Raw genomic sequence first — 20477 nt, 5'->3', positions numbered from 1 at the left:
TGAATTATTGAAACAGAATAGAATAATGAATTTATTTTGAATGAGATGTGACAGATATTACTTGTTCTTTACTCTTATGTTTATGTGTGATGCTTTTTATTTCTCTATTAGAAAAACGGAATCTCTGATGACAAGTTCGGCTGAGAACATATTCATTTGTGGAGCTACTTCTTTTTTGGCATTGATCTGCAATGCCAGATTAGCGGCCCTCTGAGCCATTCGTTCTATTGGGTTGTGTATGGTAGTTAAGGGTGGATAGAGATATTGGGCCGGGACAATATCATCAAACCCAACAATCGACAGTTGTTCTGGTAATTTGATTTTCCGTTGATGTAGGGATCGCATCATACCGGCAGCCATAACGTCATTAAATGTTACCGCCGCAGTAAAGCCGATGCCGCTGTCTAAGAGCTTTTTTGTTGCCAGTTCCCCACCCTTTTCGTTGAATGGAACGCTAATAACCCAATTGCCAGGTACTGTGATACCCGCATTAGTCATTGCGGCATGATACCCTTCCAGGCGGAGCCTTCTATTATCGATTGGTAGATCTGCTGTTATACAAGCAATTTTTCGATGACCATTTTGAAGAAGATAGTGGGTAGCAGCCTGAGAAGCACTGACATTATCTAACCAAATGCACCGGTTGGCGATAGCAGGGAAATATCGATTAATAATCACTAATCCTGGCGTATGAGCGGCATAACGTAATACATCTGTATCGCTCATTCTACTAACATGAGCGACTATTGCTTCGCATCCCTGATTAATTAAAAAATCTAAGGCAGATCTCTCAAGTTCGGCTTGATATCCTCCACTACAAACCATCAGCTTGACCTCTTCCTTCCGGGCAATTTTTTCAACCCCTCGCGCCAAAAGGGAAAAAAAAGGATCAGCCAGATTGCCAGTGAGTAAACCCAACATGTTCCCGCATCGTTTTGCCAGTGCAAGTGCGGCAAAATTACGGTGATAATTGAGCTCACGCATGGCTTTTTCTACACGCTCACGGGTGCCTGGTTCGACATAAGCCGTACTATTGATGACGCGGCTTACAGTGGCTACGGATACTCCAGCTTGATATGCTACGTCTTTCATAGTAGTCATGCTTTCTCCTCAGCAGTTATGTAAAATAAATCATATCCCAATTAATAGAATAATATAGAGCACAGGCATCATTCTTAATCCAGCAAAAAATGGTTCATAGATTTAAAGTATTTTGGTGGAATATATAGATTATAATTATTTTTTTCGCAAAATAGTTTCAATTCAATAATTGATCCGATTGATAATTTCTCATAGATATCTTGGAAGTACTTTTCCACGGTACGGTATGAAATTTTCATTTCATAAGCAATACATTGATTACTGATGCCGCGGCAGAATAAAAAGATTATTATCCATTCTTTTTCTGTCAATATATTATTGGGGGGGTTAAGCTTAACAGATATAGTTGTATCATTTTTAATATAATGGTGGACTGAAAAATGGTTTATTTCTTTAATGTGACAAATTATTCCAATACAGTGATTCTTTTCATCCATTAACGGGTATTTTTCGCAAAAATAGGGCTTGAGTTGTTGGTTATTACTTTGAAGATAAGCCCCAATAGAGGATACTCGTTGCATAGATTGTAATACCTTACGGTCATGTTCTTCAAAAAGGTGAACAAGATGATTAAACGGTGTAGGTAATTCTTTGGCAGTATATCCTGTGACATTAAAGTGTTCAGGTAACTTACTTAGTTTAATAAATACTTTGTTTGCATATATAAAATGAAATTTCTTATCTTTTACAAACCATGATTCATGACTTCTATCCCACATATTTGTTAACTGAGGAGTAATTTGACTCATATATGACCTTCAATAATTATTGAATATAAGTAGAAAAGTCTTTCAACAATCAATAAGAACAGCTATTCGTTATATAGGGAATTACTCCCTCATAATTGGAAGTTATAGTATTGCTATGATTTCAATAGCATGAGTGGTCCCAGATTAAGATTGTTCTTAATCATAAAGTTCAAACTCCAGTTTCAAATTGTTTGTTACAATAGAGTAACAAATCCAGTTTAGGTGGAATGTGAGATAAGTTTGCTGTTCATGTAACCGGTTTCATGAAGTGTGAAAATGTGATTTATATATCAATTTTAGGTCTTGCTTATAACCGAGTAACGGCAATATTCCCTAATTTTTTAGGGTAATACTTCATTGACATCCTCCCCCACCTTCACTCTTCGTGACTCAGGAGGGGGCTCCCCGTTAGTGGGTAACTGCTGATCGCTCAGTGTCAGGTTCCTGCTTCAACGGACGGCCTGAATGCCCCCTTCCTCCACAGGCAAATACGGCATGCCCTGCCGCTAAAATATTACACGCACCGTTTACATCGGCATTCGTGGTGTATCCACATACCTGACACTCGAACTGACTTTGTGACTGGCGATTTTCTTTTGCTGTATGACCACAGCAAGCGCATCGCTGACGGGTATAGGTCGGCGCATTTCGTACCAGCCCTGATCCAGTATTGAACGATTTAAGCCTGATTTTGCACGGACGTGACGACCGGGCTGTTCTGCCTTACCTTTCGCAGACTTTGACATAGTGCTCACCTTCAAGTCTTCAATGACGATCATCGCGTGGTTTTTGCTGATAGTCGTGGTGACTTTGTGAAGGTAGTCTTTGCGAATGTTGGCTATACTGGCGTGCAGACGCAGTATCTTACGTTTCTGTTTCTGCCAGTTATTGCTGAATTTGACCTTGCGGCTTAACTGATACTGGCGCTTTGCCAGCTTTTTCTGATTTGTTTTAAAACTGTTAACCGGCTCGAATATCGTCCCGTCTGACAGGGTAGCAAGTTTGGTGACGCCGGCATCCAGGCCAATCATTGTGGTTGCCGGGTGAATCTGAGTCTCTGTTTCAATTTCTACCTGAAATGAGATGTACCAATGTCCAGCTCGTTGGCTGACGGTCACATTTTTTATCTTGCCCTGTACATCCTGCGATTGTCTGAATTTGTAGGCTTTCAGGATGAGCATCTGCATTCAGTGTGGAGTAATTTTATGCACTATCCTACTGAATATTCGGTTAATTTCAATGCAAAAATACAAAATCAACCGTTCAAGGCAGGCGGCTTTTCTTCTGCATGTTCATCTTGTTTTCGTCACCAGATACCGGAGGAAAATACTCGGGGATTTACACTACGCAGCCTTTCATCAGTATGCGGGGGAAATCTGTCGCGATTTTGGTGCAGAGTTGAAAGAAAGTTACGGTGAATCTGATCACGTCCATATGCTGATTGAATACCCGCCGACAGTTCGGTTCTCAGTGCTGGTCAACTCGCTGAAAGCGGTCACATCACGACGTTTGCGTAATGAGTTTCTGGATTTGCGTGGTGCATACGGCAAGCCAGTATTGTGGTCACGCTCTTATTTTGCCGGTTCGTGCGGAGGTGCTCCGTTGGAAGTGGTTAAACAATACATTCAGCATCAGCGTGGCTGATGTTGATACGGACTTTTCAAGCCCGTCCAAATTCCCCTCCCGCCTTATGTCGGCGGGAGTACCCTTTGGAGGAAAAGATGGGGATCCCTCAGGGGAATACCGCCCTTTATCATGCTCGGAAGACTATTTTTTAGCCTCGGCTCTGAGTTCAGTTACATTTTTACCGCCAATTCCCCAGTTATCAGTTTCAACTTCATCAATAATAACAAAGGTTGTTGCAGGATTTTTTCCCAATACATCGACCAGTAACTGGGTAGCTCCTTCAATTAATTGCTTTTTTTGCTCTGCTGTAGCACCTTCACGGGTAATTCTGATATTCACAAACGGCATAAACAGCTCCTTTTCATCGGTTATTATTGGCAGACTCACTCTGCCAGGGCACATTTATTCGGTATTTTTATCTTGATAATGATCCGCAGTGGCTATCCAGGCAGCGCAGAACAGCGTTAAGCGGGCAAAGAGATAGAAAAATGTCATCAGGCCGATAACAGAGCCAAAAGCCGCGCCGGAAGGGGAGCTGGCGAGGCGAGGCAGCGTCATGGTCATAATATATTTGATAACTTCAAAACCTATAGCTGCCATCAGTGTCCCTTTCAACAATGCTTTGCGTTCTGGCTGGTGGCGGGGTAGTACCCAGAATAGCCACAGGAAAAGCAGATAGTTCGCTGAAACAGAAATTGCCAGGCCAATCAGGAACCAGGATGGGTGCAGCCACTCAATGCCATCTAACCCTAATATCTTAACGATGGTTGCCTGAGCGGAGCCGGCGATAGAGGTCAGTGACAGTGTGATCACCAGAGCTAATAATAGCCCAATCAGAGAAATGGCATCACGAATATATTTAAAATAGATTTTCTCGTTATCTTCCTGATTCCCTACCCAGACAGGCTGGAACTGGGCGAGAATTGCCTGACGTAAATTGCTTACCCAGTTTACACCGGAATAAAGAGCAATCGCCAAACCGGTTAATCCCACGGTAGTTCGCTGTTTAATCGCAGTATCGACACTATTTTTCAGTGTATTGGCGAGTGTCGGATCACTAATACTGTTTGCGATACCATTGATTAGCCTTGCCAGTAAATCAGGATTAGAAGCCAGAATAAAACCCGCAATGGCGAAAGAGAGCATCAGGATGGGGATAAGAGATAAGAACGAAAAATAGGTGATTGCCGCCCCAAACTGATTACCCATCCGATCATTAAAGCGTAGCGTTGCCCGGATAAAGTGAGCGATGATAGGAATATTACGGATATAATTTCCTGCTCTGACGGTCAGAGAAATCGCTTTTTTACCGTGATGAATGCCTTTCTCCAAAGGAGTTCTGGATAACCTTTCCGGCTGATGTTCTGTTGTTTCCTGTTTTTCTACATCCTTTGGCATGTGCACCCTCAATGACTTCAAATAATTCACTGTCTTATAATGCCATTGTAAGATAATTATTAACAATTCATAAAAACTATGGAAAAGTATTGCTCTAATAAAATAAACCGTTATTTCCCGCTATTTATTGCATCTTAAATAAAAAGATCCCTCATTTGAAGGATCTTTTAGAGATGCATTAACTCATAACCGATTAATGCGATTTACGATTAATTATTTCACCATGAGTTACGCCATTTTCAGTCTCATTGCTATAAGTTTTCACCAAGGGTATTTTACCGGACAATACACCATCCTGAACTTCCTTGACAATTCCGCTAACAGAATCAGGCAATACTAAACTGCCACCTTTGCTGTTGTCATAACCTGTAACAGATTGTTGTTCCACATTTTGAGTATTAATAATGACATTGCCTTTCTCGCTACCAATCTGCCCACCAATCAGATGTGTATTGCCTTTTACATCCAGATTAACGTTCTGATTACCGGAAATTACCGATTGTTCACTGACAGTTTCCCGATCTTTAATATCGACATTACTTTTGAATTTACCTGTAACGCCATTAATCCCTTTAATATTATTAAGGCTATTAAACGCGGAGGTTAGTCTTTCTTGTAATCCTTTCTGCTGTGGTTCTTCTGTTGTGTTTTTCGATGGATCATCTTTCGATACATCGTCTTTAGATATTTCATCTTGAGGTGCATGATCCTTAGTCATTTCATCTTTGGGGATGTCATCACTTTTGACTTTAGATTCTTTCGCGTAATTAAGACCCGCATCAACACCAACATTCAGCCCATGTTCCGTGTCTTTACGGCTTTCAACCCGCAAATCACCACCAATGTTACCTGTTACTTGATCAGCACCTATTTGCGCACCGCTAACGGTCGTATCATCGCCACTGTTGATGACAACATTTTCGCCCTTGATGTGGCTATTACGCTGAGTTGTTGCTTGCAAGCGATCAACACCCACTTTGACTTCCCCGCCAACGTTCTGTTTTGTGGTGGTGGTTGTACTGTCATCTTCCGCTTTTTTGACTGAGTTTGAGTTACCACCGTTGCCTTTCAGGTTCAATTCCCAACCATCGTTGTTAACGCGATCCTGAACAGAGACCAGCTCAATATTGCCTTGTTTGGCCGTCAGATCGATCTGCTTGCCTGTCACTGCTGAGCCTTTCAGCGTCAGGTCACTGCCTGCATTCAGATTGACCCCTTGCTTACCGCTAATCTCACTTACCTGAGCTGTGGTGCTGTTTTTGCTATCCGTGTTGTAACCGCCGCCAAGACCGATATGAATATTCTTGCCTTCTGGAGAGGCTCCTCCTTTAGCAGAAGCTTCACCGTTATGACCGGTCGCTGTTTTCGTTGTGCTGCTGGTGGCATGATCAAAACGGATATCCCCTCCCGCATCTATATTGGTTTTGCCTGTTTTGGCATACAGAGATGTACCCTGATATTCAGCATCCCTCTCGACATGGATATTAATGTCATCTGTTGCAGTAATTTGGCTGGTGACTGCTTCGGTTGTGGAAGTATGGTTGTTTTGTGTGCCGCCTTTTCCCTTACCATTAGCAGAGATATCTTCACCGGTGGTGGTATAGACGCGCAGGTCCGCATTGCCGCTGGTTTCACTGTGGCTGCTTTCGTGGTGATTCTGTGCTGCTTCGCTGGTATGGTTGCCGGCTTTCAGCGAGACATTACCCTGGTTGGCGTGATATTGAGTGCCCTGATCATACAGTTCGCCATTGGTTTTAATAACGACATTGCTGGCCTGGACAGATGTCACGACAGAGTCGGACTTTTTGCTTGCTGTCTGAGTGCTACTGCCGTTGGCTGCAATATCCACTCCCAGATTGGGTGTGCCTTTCTTGGCGAATGTGCCATCCAGAGCTGATTTTGCGGGTTCTTTCACCGCTTTCTCAATCGGGCGGGTGACAGCGCTATAATCTATATTGACACCAATATCCGTGCCGACCTGTAGTTTACTATTGGAATTTGATTCAGTATTGGATGCAGCCAGATTGCTGACTTTGCCTGCCTCAGCAGTATAAGTGCCATTGACTTTATGGCTTGCACCTTCCTGAACTAATTCCCCGTTGGCTTTAATGTTCAAATCACCCGCGATCTTCGAACCGGAAACAACGGCGGTGGTGCGGGTATGATTGTTGTTATTACCTTCATAGCCACCATGAATACCGGAACCCACTTTATCGATTCCTCCGGTAAGATAGACACCAACGTGCTCTTTACTCTGAGATTTCTCTTCAGATTTTTTGTTATTCGCGGCTAACAGATGAACATTTGCGCCGGTGATTTTAGCATCACCTTTGGTTGTCATCAGATTGGAACCACTGAGGGTGACGTCTTTATCAGTATCAATAGTGATACTCCCTCCACTCAACGTAGAAGCTTGCTGTGTTGTCGTCTGATTTTTCTGACCGTTGCTGGTATGTTCAATACCCACGCCGGCGCGATACTGCTTATCTCCCTTTTGCTGGAATTGACTTTGCAGATCCAGAGAAGTGTTTTGCTTATCAACCTGTTTCTGTTCGCCATAAGAGAGTACCTTGATATGACCGGATGTATTCAGGCTAAGGGCACCGGCACTTTGCACCAGGCTGCCAACCACATTCAGATCTTCATCGCCGAGTAATTTGAGATCAGCCTCGGAAACTAACTCGCTGCCATGAGATTTCTGTTGATTGCTGCTGGTCCTTTGTGAACTATTGGTAATATTGAATACCGTACCTGTTCGCTCATCAATTTTCTGATTGAGATGACTGACAGCATTGTCGATAGTTAACTCGCCACTATTAGCATGTATAAAAGCACCTTGAACCGCTTTTACTTTGCTACCGGTAATCGATATACCCTTTTGGCCGGACAGCAATAAACTCCCGTTGGCAGTGAGTTCGGATGCATAGCTGGTTTCTTTCACCTCACTGTTGTCTTTATTAGCGCCACCACCGATACCGCCCCAATATTTCTTATCATCACGTACAACACGGCTATCAGCAATTTTCTGCACATTGATTTGCAGTTGTTTACCAGCTTCCAGTACCAGATTCTGGCCTGCGTGCGCTTTCGCGCCAAGAATTTCGGCTTGGGTTCCTGCTTTAATATTAAGATCAGTTCCTGCTCGTAATTCACTGGCAATCAGGCGCTGAGTCTGTTTACTCTCTTCCCAACTTCCCGTTTGCAATTTAGCCGTGTGATTTTTCTTGTAACCTTTTTCTGATGTTTTCTCTGTTTCAGTCAGACCAGCAATCTGTACATCTTTTTTTGCTGTAATAGCCAGTTTATCTTTGGCATCTATTTGGCTGCCAAAGACCTTAACGTCACCTGCAATGGCGTTTAAATTGACATTCTGCCGGGCTTTTATCGTATTCCCTGACTGATGTTGTTTTTCACTCTCCTGAGTAACCTCATGCCGCCAGGAATAACCCCGTTGGTTATTAACATTTTTAGTGGATTGAATTAACTGCTGCCCATCTAAAATCAGATTGGCGCCACTCAGATTAATATTGTCACCCACTATATCCGTGGCCGTCATCTGGTTATTGTTCTTGGCAACCAATGAAATATTTTTGCCTTCCAGTTTAGTGCGGGCCAGTGACTGGCTGCTTTTATTGTCATTGATATAAGAACTGCGGAAATAGCTTTGGTAATTATTACTACCGTCACGGCTATATGTTGATTCGCTGACTTTGCCTTTTACCTGAATATTGTTGCCCAGAAGCTCAACATCCCCACCTTGCAGGTGTGTGGCTTCTAAATTAAGGTTGCCGTGAGAATCAACAATAATCTTGTCACTCCCGGAAAGAGAGCCTTGCAGATTTACCCCGCTGCCTTTGGCGGTATTAAGCAAATGGATGCGCCCGGCTTGCATACTGCCAAGATAATAACTATCCAGCATCCCGGTTAATTTTTGCTGAGAATCGAGCACTTCTCCTGTGGCGGAGGTTTTATTTTCACCACTGATAGCATTAATCTCTTTTTCAGCGGTGACAGTTCCCCGGCTATCAATTTTAGGGGCAATAAGATCAAGAACCGCGTTGGCGATTAAGCCATCTGATTTAATTTTCAGACTATTCTGATTATCAAAAGTGCTGAAACCTTGCAAATTACCCTGTTCTACCAATGGATTACCAACGACCAGAGCAGCGCGGTTAGTATTGATAAAACCACATCCATTACAGGTGATGCCATTTGGGTTTGCCAGCACATAATCTGCTGCGATACCAAACACCTCGTGCTGACCTAATAACAGGGAAGGGTTCCTGCTGATAACTTGGCGGATTCGACTAATAAGTGCAATTTTTCAGAAAGGCGGTCAGTTGCTATAGTAGGCACCTTTCCCGCCACAGGAAAATGCACTATGGCCTATACACAACTGACCGAGACAGAAAGATATCAGATTTCCAGTTTAAAAAAAGCGGGTTTTTCACAGCGTTTCATTGCTGAGTCACTTAAGCGAAGCCCGTCGACCATCAGCAGAGAATTGAAGAGAAATCAAGAAGTCCAGACATACTGCCCTGAACAGGCTCATTTGAAGGTATTGGCTTGTCGTCATTTTGCTAAGAAAGCCGTGAAAATAACGCCGGAAGTAAAAAAATGGATAAAACGGTTAATTTGGAAAGACTTAAGTCCTGAACAGGTGGCTGATTATTTAAAGCAACATAAAGGGATATCTTTGCATCATGAGACAATTTATAGACTGATTTATAAAGATAAAATAGAGGGGGGTGATTTATGGCAACATCTGCGAATTGCCAGAAAACCCTATCGTAAACGTTATGGTAGCTATGAAAGAAGAGGCAAAATTAAAAATCGGGTCAGTATTGATGAACGCCCGGAAATTGTTGATAAAAAAGAACGTATTGGCGACTGGGAAGGAGATACGATAATAGGGCCAGGAAAAAAAAGTGTCTTATTAACATTGGTGTCCGCAAGACGCTGATACAATTATCGTNNAACTTGATAGCAAGCGAGCTTCAGAAGTCGAGAAAGCGGCAGTGAAAGTATTATCTCCGTTAAAACAAAAGGTTAAGACCATCACGTTCGATAACGGTCTGGAGTTCGCAGATCATGAAATCATCAGTGAAAAATTAGAAACCCAAATTTACTTTGCTCACCCTTATTCGCCTTGGGAAAGAGGGATCAATGAGAATATCAATGGGTTAATCAGACAATACTTTCCAAAGGGAACCGATTTTCATGAAATCTCTCATCAGGAAATCAATTTTGTGGTAAACCGATTAAATAATCGCCCCCGGAAAACACGGGGTGGGAAAACACCGAATGAATTATTTAAGGGAATACGAACATGTTTACTTCCAGATTAACGATGTTGTACTTATTATGTGAATCTACCGTTTATTATGTATATTAGGCAAGTTGATAAAGTAGAAATACTGGAAAACTATTTTGATAATTTTCCAGTAGGAAACTACAGTATACAAATATTAGCTATTAGTACTCAACATATGATCGTCTCGATAATAACCCAGGAGCTTTGTACCGTCATAAGCGGCAAAAAACCATGTATATCGTTCTACACCTGGCTTATGGGCCGTTGCTTGAAAATAACTATCTCGAGATTCAACAAAAATTGGCTTAGGTTCATCCTCTCCCGCATTAACTCCTGAAGGGATCATTGGAGTTTTTTTACCTGTTGGGTTCTGTGACCATATTTGTGATGGAATAGAGATGACATCTTCTCCTGAACTCAGTTTTTGGAACTTATACAATATAATAGAATAGTCGAAATTATTAGATACAGTTGTAGCCCTCCATCTAATATTTGCATTAACGGGAACAGTTATACGGGCACCAGATGAACTACTAAGTTTCATTCCATCTGCGGGAGTATAACTCGCTATATATACATACTCCTTGATTGTTATTGGATTTTTAGAGTCCAGAGAACCCTTAATCTGGTTATCATGAATAAACTCAACAATTGAATCAACATCAATAACAAAGGTAACATCGGCTATAACAGAGTTCCTGGCTGTGACAATATTGTTTTGATCTTGAATTACTTCACTCATTATAATACCTCTTTATATACTTAAATTATCTATTGGAAATTTCAAGGTTATTTTGATTGCTAGTTATTATTCTAATAATTTTATTTTTTTTAATAATTAACTATTAAGGCTGAAACATCCACTAGTATAAATCATAGTTTATACGGGAAAATTACTGATATATTTATCAGGGACTACGTTATATAGTTAAATATTTAGGTTAACTTATTGTTATAAAAAACAAAAACCAATCTTTAGATTAATATGTTGAGTAATTACTTAAGTAGTTTAATATGTTTCATATGAATATATTATATTTATATATATTTTTTTCTGGATTATTAAATTTTCAATTATATTGATATAGTTACTCTTGTTTACGAGTAGTACAAGTACATTGTGGCTTACCAGATACTTTGCCTCCGTATAACAGTAAATGATTATTTTCTTCATTAAGTGGAAGTTTTGCTACTATAATAAATACTATGATTCACTATCAATATTCTTAATTTTCAAGAGGACATTGAATGAATATTTATCGACCATATACCTCACCTTATAAATTTCATGAATTAGATATAGATGCTCATTTTGTGGCTGAAATTTGTGAAATTATTAATAAAATTTCGGGGTTTAGTTTATTTTCTCTTGTATTAAAGGCACGCTTTCCTATATCTAACCGTGAAGTGCATTTCTTTAATAATTATCATGAATCTTGGAGAGCTATTTATATAGAAAAAAAGTATTGGATGATTGATCCTGTTCTAAATTTCCGACCTGTTCCACCTGATTTTTCAAAAGTATGGGATTTGGATTTTTTTTCAGCGTTTAATGGGCAAGAACTTTGGTATGTGAATCAGAAATATGGGTTTCGTTCTGGGATCACCTTTGGGCTTCCTGCATTTTCAGGAACTTACGGGATATTTTCTGTTGCGGGGAAAGACGGGTATATTGATAACGAGACAATGTATAAATGCAGTGGAGAGATTTTAGGAGTATATATTAGGATAATAAGATATTTGACATCAAACGCAAAATATTTGCAATCGTTCTATATAGATGAGACTTCATTTTCAAATAGAGAATTAGAAATATTAAGGTATACCGCAGATGGGATGATATCAAGTGAAATTGCAGCAACTATCTGTGTAACTAAAGGGACAGTTGATTTTCACCTAATGAATATTGTGAGGAAACTTGGTTGTAGAAACAAATTTCAAGCAACAGCTAAAGCTGTATTACTTGGCTACATATAATTAATATCAATTGGAAACTATCTGGTGTTTATATTTTTTACTTTATAAATCAACCTGAACTATTAATATTATTATTCAAATGGATTGATAGGAGAACTTGTACAGAAAATGATTTTGCCTGTTATCTGATTAATATATGTATGATTCTGAGGTTGTTAATGACTGTTCAAATCGTTGTCATATGTCTGTTAAGCCAATAAAGGGTAAATGTTAGACTTTATTCTGAAATTTTTATCGACGATGGGTGATTTCACCCAATGATCCGTGGTGCTATTTATTAAACAATATTTAGCAATACCCGTTAAAGTCATTATGTTGGGGATGAGGACTTCCCTCAGCAGTCATGATGTTATTATGCTTCACAAACTGTTATCGGGCCGCAAGTTCAGTCGGTAAAAGATGAGCTTGATGCATTAATTTAAAGGAAAAAAATAATGTTTGACTTTGATACCCCTATTGATCGCCGCGGTACTTGGTGTATTCAATGGGACTATGTTGGAGATCTTTTTGGTGCTGACGATCTTCTCCCTTTTACTATCGCTGATATGGATTTTGCCACCGCGCCCTGTGTTATTCAGGCATTACAGAAACGTGTGGATCATGGCATATTAGGTTATAGCAGCTGGCAGCATGAAGAATTTCTTGGTGCTATACGTCATTGGTATCAGCAACAATTTAATTGTGAAATCAATACAAATTGGATGGTTTATGGCCCTTCTGTGATGTACATGGTTTCGCAGTTAATCCGAATTTGGTCTGAACCCGGTGAAGGTATTGTTGTCCATACTCCTGCTTACAATAAATTTTATAAAATTATTCAAGAGAACCAGCGGCAACTGCTTTCTTGCCCGTTTGAGAAACAAGGCAATGATTGGGTGTGTGATATGGATCAACTTGAAGCCTTGCTCGCTCAACCGGAAACAAAAATATTATTGCTGTGCAGTCCGCATAATCCAACTGGCAAAGTCTGGAGTTATTCTGAACTTAAAACAATGTCTGAATTGTGTAAGCGTTATAATGTCAGTGTCATCAGTGATGAAATTCATATGGATATACTCAGGGGAGAAACGAAACATATTCCCTGGAGTGAAGTTGCTACGACTCGCTGGGCATTAATCACTTCGGCATCTAAGACATTTAATCTTACTGCGCTGACGGGGGCTTATGGTTTTATTTATGATGATCATAGTCGTGCGGTATATTCCCATCAATTAATGCATTGTGATGGATTATCTTCTCCTGCTATTTTCTCGATATCAGCCCATATTGCGGCTTACCGGGAAGGGCAATCCTGGCTTGATGCACTACGCGATTACCTGAGTGGTAACTTGAATTATATTGCTCAGGAACTGAATGCAGCATTTCCACAATTGAACTGGCAGCCGCCACAGGCGACTTATTTGGCCTGGATAGACCTGCGTAATCTGCATATTGATGATGATAAATTGCAGCAGATACTTATCCATGAAGAGAAAGTTGCCATTATGCCGGGTAGAATTTATGGTGAAGCTGGTAATGGTTTCCTGCGTTTTAATGCAGGATGCCCCCGTAGCAAAGTTGAATTGGGTATCCGGAAATTAATCTCAGCGTTGAAAAAGCTTTGCTGAGAATGATTAATTCTGGCAAATAAACTGCTTCTATTATATTTACGGTCAGAGGATAAACAAATAAGGGCTGGGTTCTGTAATTAACGGAACTCAGCTTTACCTTTCATATCAGGAAAATACCAGACTGAGCAGTCAATTATCGACTTTCGGCAATGGCCCTAATTTCACACCTTCTGGATAGTATTTCCAACCATCACGAATACGGATGTTTTCATCCCAAGGCAGTTTATATTCACCGTTTGCCAGATCGCGCACCCAGGTCAAATAATTAGCTCTCTCTCCACCGGGTTTACCAACATAACCTCGACAACCGAGATTAAAAATACTGTTCTCTAACGCCCAGTTTTCACGAGCCTTATCTGCCAGACGCGGGAACAGTTCGGCGGTAACAATTTCCCAAGGGTTACGCTGCCCTTGTTGGATAATATTACCGTCATAATTACAAATTGTACCTTCGCCGAAATAATAAAAAACCTCATCGTAGCCTGCCAGATTAACCGATACGGTATACATTAAGTTCTGCCAGGCATTAGTGCGGTTAGTCCAGATCCACTGGTCGTTGACTTGAGTAGAATAACCGGAAATGCGGATAAAAACGTTACAGCCTTTATAGGCCGCTTCGCGCGCCAGCTCAGGAAACATACCATCATGACAAATACACACTGCCAGTTTTGCACCTTTAGGCCCCTCACAGACCGGCAAGCCCAGATTGCCTGGCATCCAGGGTTCAATTGGCACCCAAGGCTGCAACTTGCGGTAATGCAGCGTAATCTCACCGCTATTATTAATAATGATCGCCGTGTTATAAGGTGGCTGTGATGGATCTTCATTACGCTCCATTAACGAAAACACGCCCCAGATATCGTTGCGAATACAAGCCTGGCGAAAACTATCAACTTTTGGACTGTCCAGTGATAACAACATTTCATCATAGGTCCAGATTTTAGTATTCAGCCCTTGAGCAGAATATTCAGGAAATACAATTAAATCCAGATCAGGATAACCGGCCTTAGTTGAATCTATCGTTTTACAGATTTGCTGCACCTGAACCTGAATATCTTCAGGTCCCTTAATCACAGGAACAGGATATTGAATAGCCGCAATTAATAATGCTTCATCCCACGCACTTACACTCCCGGTACTGCCCATAATAGACCTCTGAATGAATAGTAATGATTAAGATTGAATGGCAAGTTTCATCGTTATACGGGCAAATAGAGTGCGGTTTTATCTTTATCCGCCGTTAAGCGATTTTACTAATGCATAATAGCGCCTCTTTTGATCACCAAAATGCGATCTGCAACATCAAATAAAAAAATTAATTACTTTGTAGTAAAAAATACTTTTACTAACATTAGTATGAGCTTGCCTTGGATGAGTCACTGATGAGAGAGTAAATGGACTAGTTAGTCGAATGGGGACATGTGGAAAGATGGGTTCAAAACATTGAGTATGTATTGATCGGCTTTATCCTAATAATTATATTCATTTTTGCTAATAGAAACTTGTACGAAAAAATAGCCTATCAATAGTTTCTGTATTTTTATTTAAATTTATGATGATAAATTAATTCCCTAATATGATCATATAAAAACAATATAGAATTACAGTGAAAGTAATTACACATGGCAGATTTGACTAATAAAAGCATTAACAAATAAAACTCATAAATAATTTCTGAATAAAAATGTACAAAAAATGGCCGACTTCATTTCGGTGAGCCATTCTTACTTCTATGACAACTTTTTTACTGATTTATAAAGAGCTAATTGGGCAAATTTTTCCTTCCCAATCGTGGAATCTGTCCGCGCTGTTGCTATAACCACTTTCGCCTGATTGTCCAGGCTCTCTATAAAACCATGATTACCGGCAGCCGGGGCAGAACTATTCGCTGCCTGGATTAAGGATGTAATCTATAAACTTCAATCTGCTCTGGCTTACTGTGGGTATGCGCTACGGTGCTTAGATCATCAGACGCCGGATATTTTAGCCGACATTCCGCACCCAATTCAGGAATAAAAAGACCCATACCATTGACCCAATATTTTCAACAGGTCACTTTGGTACGGTTGTATACCCGTTACCCTCCGATGCTCTTGAAATTCGAAGGTATTAATCCCTTCAAAGGTTAAAAATACCCAACGGGCGGTGGGCGATTGGGTCTGCCGGTTTTTCATATCCGGGTAAAATGCCGCATTTTGTTTCAATCCGCTGCGAATTTTATGCTCCAGCGCCGCATAAACCATTAAACTGCATGTCATCACCATCAATAAAGCTTCGATGCGTTCCGGTTTTTTCAGATACAGGGAAGCCACGGCAGGACTCCGGGCTTTTCAGAACCGGAAGCCCCGCTCAACCTTTTGCTGGGCTTTGTAATTGGCCAGGAAAGTTTCCATATCAAGGGCTTCCTCGTCCATGTCATTGGTGGCGAGAATTAACATCCCCACCTGGAGTCTGGCATCGGCAGCTTTATCCTGCTGGCTGTAAGCCCGGCCCGATAGCTGATAATGAATCTGAGCGCGTTGAGCTTTCGCCGGACGTCCACGCCCCTGATAAGTCACGATTTCCTTCCCCTCCGGAGCATCAACCCCAAGAAACTGGCAGACGGATTCAAAATAACGCAGGGCATGTAACGCATCTTCCTTGCAAGCAAACGCTTTTTTGCACAATTTTTCAAACAATTTCAGCTCTTTTTCCGTTAATTTCAGGGTGTTTTTCGCGAAAGNCTGTGCTTCACNTTGCGCGGCANCCGTACTGCTGANCAGTAGCCAGCGTCTGCGGGACCCCGCCATAATGGGATTCAATCCANCATCCCGNGTAACCTTCGGTAAAAGGCTGTAATTGGNGGGTATTCACGTTCCGCAGCTGCTGTTTAGCTTCCTTAACCGTCAACGGCACGCGGGTAATAAAGTGTTGTTTTTGTTGATGAAGAGAAGATATTGCCGCTTCACTATACAGCGCGGCATCCCCGACAAAATAGCGACTGTTTTGCGCTGCTCTCAGACAACTAATAGGGTGTTTTGTGACTTCTGTGTACGCTTAGGCATCGTTGGTATTCCCACTCATTGCCTGCATGTAAACCGGTATCCCCGCNNGATTTTCACAAATCAGNTCAAGGATAACCTGATTGAGGTCGGGGCGGTGGTCACGACTGTAACCCCGNGCCAGTTCAATGCGCNGAGTATCCTCATCGGGCGATGACTTGTACTCCCCATCCACGTGGAAACTCGTGATATCAAGATGCACAGAATCNGATTTTATCCCTAATTTATCAATAACCTGCTCAGCAAGCACCTGATAAACCTNCGATACGCCAGCCTCATATAAAGCATCCAGTGTACGGCCGANNACATCGTCATTGAGGTGCTCTGCGTCAATGCCGGGACCAATCAAGCGTCAATCGGCTATGCCNNANGCGCAGNCAAACATATGGAGTGTCCGGCTGTGAAATCCCAGCCCGTTGAGGATCATCGCAAGAAACGCCTCGCCGTGAGAAACAGTATGCTCTGCGTATTTTGGGATAATGGCATCAATCATACGGGGTAATCCGGCTTCATGGCAGAAAGCGGCGATAAGCCCCAGGTGATCAAGACGTTTAATGACAGGCTCAGGTATGGACATAGTGACTTTCCGGCAAATAAAAGTAATAGATCAAAATGCGCGATCGCCGTCAATCTTATTGGCGCTACAAAAATATAAAGCGTGCGTAAGATCACACTATTTTTAAATCAGGAATGAGGTGCGGAATGACGGATATATTCTTTTACTGAATATTTTTTTCAACTCACTATTAATGATTAATGATTAATGATTAATGATTAATGATTAATGATTTTCGATTAAATACAATTAACTATCCTTTTATAAAATAAACCACTTTCTTCATCCTCATATTGTCCACAGAATCGCGGGTTGATACGCGCTTTATCTGTTAATGGTGAAGAAGCGTATCAGATTAAGGATGCGATCGCTAAGCTTCAATCCGCTCTGGCTTACCGTGGGTATGCGCCCCGCTAGATCATAAAGAAGGCCGGAAGATCTTTCCGGCCTGTTTTTATAGTTGTGATTAGTTAGTTAATTCAAAGAACCATTCAATAAAAGAATTAAAGTCTTTCCATTGTGGTTTTAATTTCCCATCAGAAAAATCTTTCATTGCTTGTCCTAAACTCAATTCTAATATTTCACCTGTTTTCCTATTATAAAAAAAACCATACTCTCCCTCGAAACTATCTAAAGGAATATATTCCTCAGGTAGATTAAGAGACTTATGCATTCTTTTTACATCTAACATATAGTTAGAGTTAATTATGAACCAACAGATTTGATAAATTTCACGATTTCTACTGTAAAATGTTGGTCCATCTTCGGCGTGTAAATAGAACTGAGAAAAATCAGATTCCAGGTTAATATCTAGATTAATCAAAGCATTATGATATTCTTCGGTAATCTCTTCGTACCACCATCCTTGATTCTTAAGATGCTCTCTTACTTTGTCAGATAACATGTTTATATCCCACATTTTCTAGGTTTTCTAATCTTCAATTCAGCTTCGGCTCTGTTTCGCCAATATGCATCACGATCTATATTAAATTGATCTCGATTAACAGGGTTAATTGGATGTGCATTCGGCAAATGTGGATGAAGCGCTTTAGTTCCATAATATTTCCGATGAGTATCAGCCGAAAGTTCAAATAATGATCCTAATCCGTTTTGTTTGGAGTGATGTAAATTTATCTGTGAATATTTACCATTCTTAACAACAAAAGGACTTTTACCTTCTAATGCTAAATCAATATTTGTTTTTATTCCATTTCTTGTATTAACAGGCAGATCCCAATCAATAGCTTGCTGGTAAACAGTATGGGTATTTCCAGAAGGCGCGTTAAAAATAGATGGTGTAAAGAAACCACTTAGCCCCAGAGGGTCAATCCAGTTTGCCGGGTTATGGACATACGCATACGGATTCAGGCCCCCTGCCAGCCCAATCGGATCAGAGGTCTGGCTACGCTATGTCATCAGTCATATTGCGGACTGGCCTACAAACCAGGTGCATAAACTGCTGCCTTGGAAGGTCGATCTCACTTCTTAGCCACCATCAATATGGTCTGAATGCGCCGCTTACGGATAATACCTTCAGTTAAAACCCATCTTGTTGTTATCTGACAACGCAAGGTGAGATGACCGGAGCATTACAAAAAGCCGGAAGATCACGGGGATCTTTCCGGCTTTAATCTTAAATATAAGACATTAATCTTTTATATAAGAATTCAATAAAATTGCTTGCATACAATTTATGCTCTTCACCCAATGCAACATAAATAGCTTTCAATTCTCTGGTATCAAAGTAAAACTCTTCTCCAAAGTCTGTATTTGATACAACTAAACGCCCTTCATTCAGATAATTATTAGCTATTGTATTTTGGTATACTAAGTCACCACCTACAGCCTCTTCAAATGGAATGCAATATATACTGTATATTTCATCACCACATATATCGCCGCCCCCAAAATTTACTAAAAACCATTTATAATCATCAGGTAAGGTCAATGACAATGCGCTTTCTGCTTTTTCTATCCATTCAGTTGGAGGTGCATCATCTGTGTTACCCATATTTAATAGATCAGATGTTGACAATAGATCTAATAATTTCTCTCTATTCATTTAAAATCTCCAGCTCTGTTCATCCAATACTGTTCTCTCCATTTATTAAATGCAGCACGATCTATTCCTGAAGGAATGGTATTAGGATTTATACTCGCTTAACTTGAAGATGCAGGATTCAGAATCTGGAAGTTGTCATTAATACGGCGCGACAGCTTCCCGGCAAGTTCCGGTAATATTTCCGTAAAAAAGCGATGTATCGCCTGCCTGAACAAGGCCGCCGAGGCGAAGTAACGATTATTTCTGACTTGTTCATTCATCACTTTCCACAGCCTTTCTATCGGGTTCAGATTCGGGCTGTAGGGGGGTAAGTAATGAAGCTCGATATTCATCACATAAGCCCAGTCTTTCACCAACTCACTCCGGTGATAACCGGCTCCGTCAAGGATAATATGAACCTTCTGACTGACCGGATAGGTTTCACGCAGGGCAATGAAAAATTCTGCGATGTGATAACTGTCGATACGGTCATACTCGCGTACCACCGTTTTACCGATATCGGCCAGATTCAGGGCCCCCATCAGGTTCAGACGGGTACGGCTTCCTGTGGTTTTCACTACGGTTTTCTGGCCTTTACGCATCCAGCCATAAGCCAGTTTCGTCCCCTGCGTGGGATGGACGCCATCAATGAACAGGATGGGCTCATGGTCTGCCGCTCTGATTGACTGCGTAGTTTCTATGAAGGCCCGCTGCTGTTCCCCGTTGAACTTGTGTGGCACGCCGGTCGGTTTTTTATAACTGAATCCCTTGTGGTGCAGCCATTTATTCATGCCGGGAACGGTGTAACTGATATCCCACGCTTCTTTAACAAGGCGGATAACCGCCTGTGTGGTGGGCAGAAGATTCACGGGCAGATAAGCGATAAGTTCCTGCGGCTGTGTTTCGCTGAGGTGGCTCTGAGAGCCGCCATTGTCGGGCTTGAGTTTGCGGTGATTAAGGTAATCGCTGATATGACGATTAACGGTCGTTTCATGCCGGCCCAAGGCTTGAGCGATCATGACAGAACTCCAACCCTCACAGGCCACCAGGANCGNNGTTGNNGC

13 protein-coding genes and 5 pseudogenes are annotated in these 20477 nt (G+C 41.2%); 5 read left to right on the top strand and 13 right to left on the bottom strand.

Going from position 1 to position 20477, the window contains the following annotated elements; genetic code table 11:
• Positions 1-96: 96 nt before the first annotated feature.
• The 3 genes and pseudogenes from PTE_RS10590 to PTE_RS26005 all read right to left on the bottom strand — a co-directional run.
• Positions 97-1101 (bottom strand): LacI family DNA-binding transcriptional regulator, encoded by a 1005-nt coding sequence (locus PTE_RS10590; RefSeq protein ID WP_036846092.1) that lies wholly within the window; start codon positions 1099-1101, stop codon positions 97-99.
• Between the two features lie 74 nt (positions 1102-1175).
• Positions 1176-1850: a helix-turn-helix transcriptional regulator gene (locus tag PTE_RS10585; RefSeq protein WP_036846089.1), complete on the bottom strand. Its 675-nt coding sequence runs from the start codon at positions 1848-1850 to the stop codon at positions 1176-1178.
• A gap of 408 nt (positions 1851-2258) precedes the next feature.
• Positions 2259-3010, bottom strand: a pseudogene (locus PTE_RS26005) (RNA-guided endonuclease InsQ/TnpB family protein); the annotation flags it as partial.
• A 79-nt stretch (positions 3011-3089) separates the two neighbouring features.
• Between PTE_RS26005 and tnpA the strand changes: the two are divergent.
• Positions 3090-3494 carry an IS200/IS605 family transposase gene (gene tnpA, locus PTE_RS10575; protein WP_036846086.1) on the top strand — a complete coding sequence of 135 codons (405 nt, stop codon included), beginning with the start codon at positions 3090-3092 and terminating at the stop codon, positions 3492-3494.
• Between the two features lie 123 nt (positions 3495-3617).
• Here the strand turns inward: tnpA and PTE_RS10570 are convergent, their stop codons facing one another.
• The 3 genes from PTE_RS10570 to PTE_RS10560 all read right to left on the bottom strand — a co-directional run bounded on the left by PTE_RS10570 (position 3618) and on the right by PTE_RS10560 (position 9165).
• Positions 3618-3824, bottom strand: a complete 207-nt coding sequence (locus PTE_RS10570) for a 2-hydroxymuconate tautomerase family protein (RefSeq protein WP_036846083.1) — start codon at positions 3822-3824, stop codon at positions 3618-3620.
• A gap of 54 nt (positions 3825-3878) precedes the next feature.
• A complete protein-coding gene (gene yhjD, locus PTE_RS10565) occupies positions 3879-4874 on the bottom strand; it encodes an inner membrane protein YhjD (protein WP_036846072.1) in 996 nt (331 codons plus the stop codon).
• 193 nt (positions 4875-5067) lie between these two features.
• Positions 5068-9165: a hemagglutinin repeat-containing protein gene (locus tag PTE_RS10560; RefSeq protein WP_280739722.1), complete on the bottom strand. Its 4098-nt coding sequence runs from the start codon at positions 9163-9165 to the stop codon at positions 5068-5070.
• Between the two features lie 90 nt (positions 9166-9255).
• Here PTE_RS10560 and PTE_RS10555 point away from each other — a divergent pair.
• Positions 9256-10222 (top strand): annotated as a pseudogene (locus PTE_RS10555) (IS30 family transposase).
• Between the two features lie 120 nt (positions 10223-10342).
• On the opposite strand, the gene PTE_RS10550 reads toward PTE_RS10555, so the two are convergent.
• Positions 10343-10930 (bottom strand): AidA/PixA family protein, encoded by a 588-nt coding sequence (locus PTE_RS10550; protein ID WP_036846070.1) that lies wholly within the window; start codon positions 10928-10930, stop codon positions 10343-10345.
• 506 nt (positions 10931-11436) lie between these two features.
• Between PTE_RS10550 and PTE_RS10545 the strand changes: the two genes are divergently transcribed.
• Together PTE_RS10545 and PTE_RS10540 are read left to right on the top strand one after the other, a co-directional pair.
• Complete coding sequence (locus PTE_RS10545; protein ID WP_036846067.1) at positions 11437-12165, top strand: LuxR family transcriptional regulator; 729 nt, start codon at positions 11437-11439, stop codon at positions 12163-12165.
• A gap of 434 nt (positions 12166-12599) precedes the next feature.
• The gene (locus PTE_RS10540; protein WP_036846065.1) at positions 12600-13772 is read left to right on the top strand and encodes a MalY/PatB family protein; all 1173 of its coding nucleotides are present in this window, start codon (positions 12600-12602) and stop codon (positions 13770-13772) included.
• 132 nt (positions 13773-13904) lie between these two features.
• Here PTE_RS10540 and PTE_RS10535 read toward each other — a convergent pair whose 3' ends face one another.
• Positions 13905-14921, bottom strand: a complete 1017-nt coding sequence (locus PTE_RS10535) for a formamidase (RefSeq protein ID WP_036846063.1) — start codon at positions 14919-14921, stop codon at positions 13905-13907.
• Positions 14922-15781: 860 nt separating this feature from the next.
• A pseudogene (locus tag PTE_RS22810) lies at positions 15782-17393 on the bottom strand (IS1634 family transposase).
• A gap of 291 nt (positions 17394-17684) precedes the next feature.
• Here PTE_RS22810 and PTE_RS27240 point away from each other — a divergent pair.
• Positions 17685-17789, top strand: a complete 105-nt coding sequence (locus PTE_RS27240) for a DUF7706 family protein (RefSeq protein WP_422615327.1) — start codon at positions 17685-17687, stop codon at positions 17787-17789.
• Positions 17790-17838: 49 nt separating this feature from the next.
• Here the strand turns inward: PTE_RS27240 and PTE_RS10515 are convergent, their stop codons facing one another.
• The 4 genes and pseudogenes from PTE_RS10515 to PTE_RS10505 form a co-directional block, all read right to left on the bottom strand.
• Entirely contained in the window at positions 17839-18276 is a 438-nt protein-coding gene (locus PTE_RS10515) for a hypothetical protein (protein ID WP_036846057.1), read from the bottom strand.
• A gap of 2 nt (positions 18277-18278) precedes the next feature.
• Positions 18279-18770, bottom strand: a pseudogene (locus PTE_RS23650) (HNH/ENDO VII family nuclease); the annotation flags it as partial.
• Between the two features lie 235 nt (positions 18771-19005).
• Positions 19006-19434: an SMI1/KNR4 family protein gene (locus PTE_RS10510; RefSeq protein ID WP_036846054.1), complete on the bottom strand. Its 429-nt coding sequence runs from the start codon at positions 19432-19434 to the stop codon at positions 19006-19008.
• 98 nt (positions 19435-19532) lie between these two features.
• A pseudogene (locus tag PTE_RS10505) lies at positions 19533-20462 on the bottom strand (IS630 family transposase); the annotation flags it as partial.
• Between the last annotated feature and the right edge of the window lie 15 nt (positions 20463-20477).

The sequence above is a fragment of the Photorhabdus khanii NC19 genome, assembly GCF_000517265.1.
Taxonomy (GTDB): domain Bacteria; phylum Pseudomonadota; class Gammaproteobacteria; order Enterobacterales; family Enterobacteriaceae; genus Photorhabdus; species Photorhabdus khanii.
Note: the sequence above shows the minus strand (reverse complement) of the source record. Positions and strands in the feature narration are given on the sequence as shown.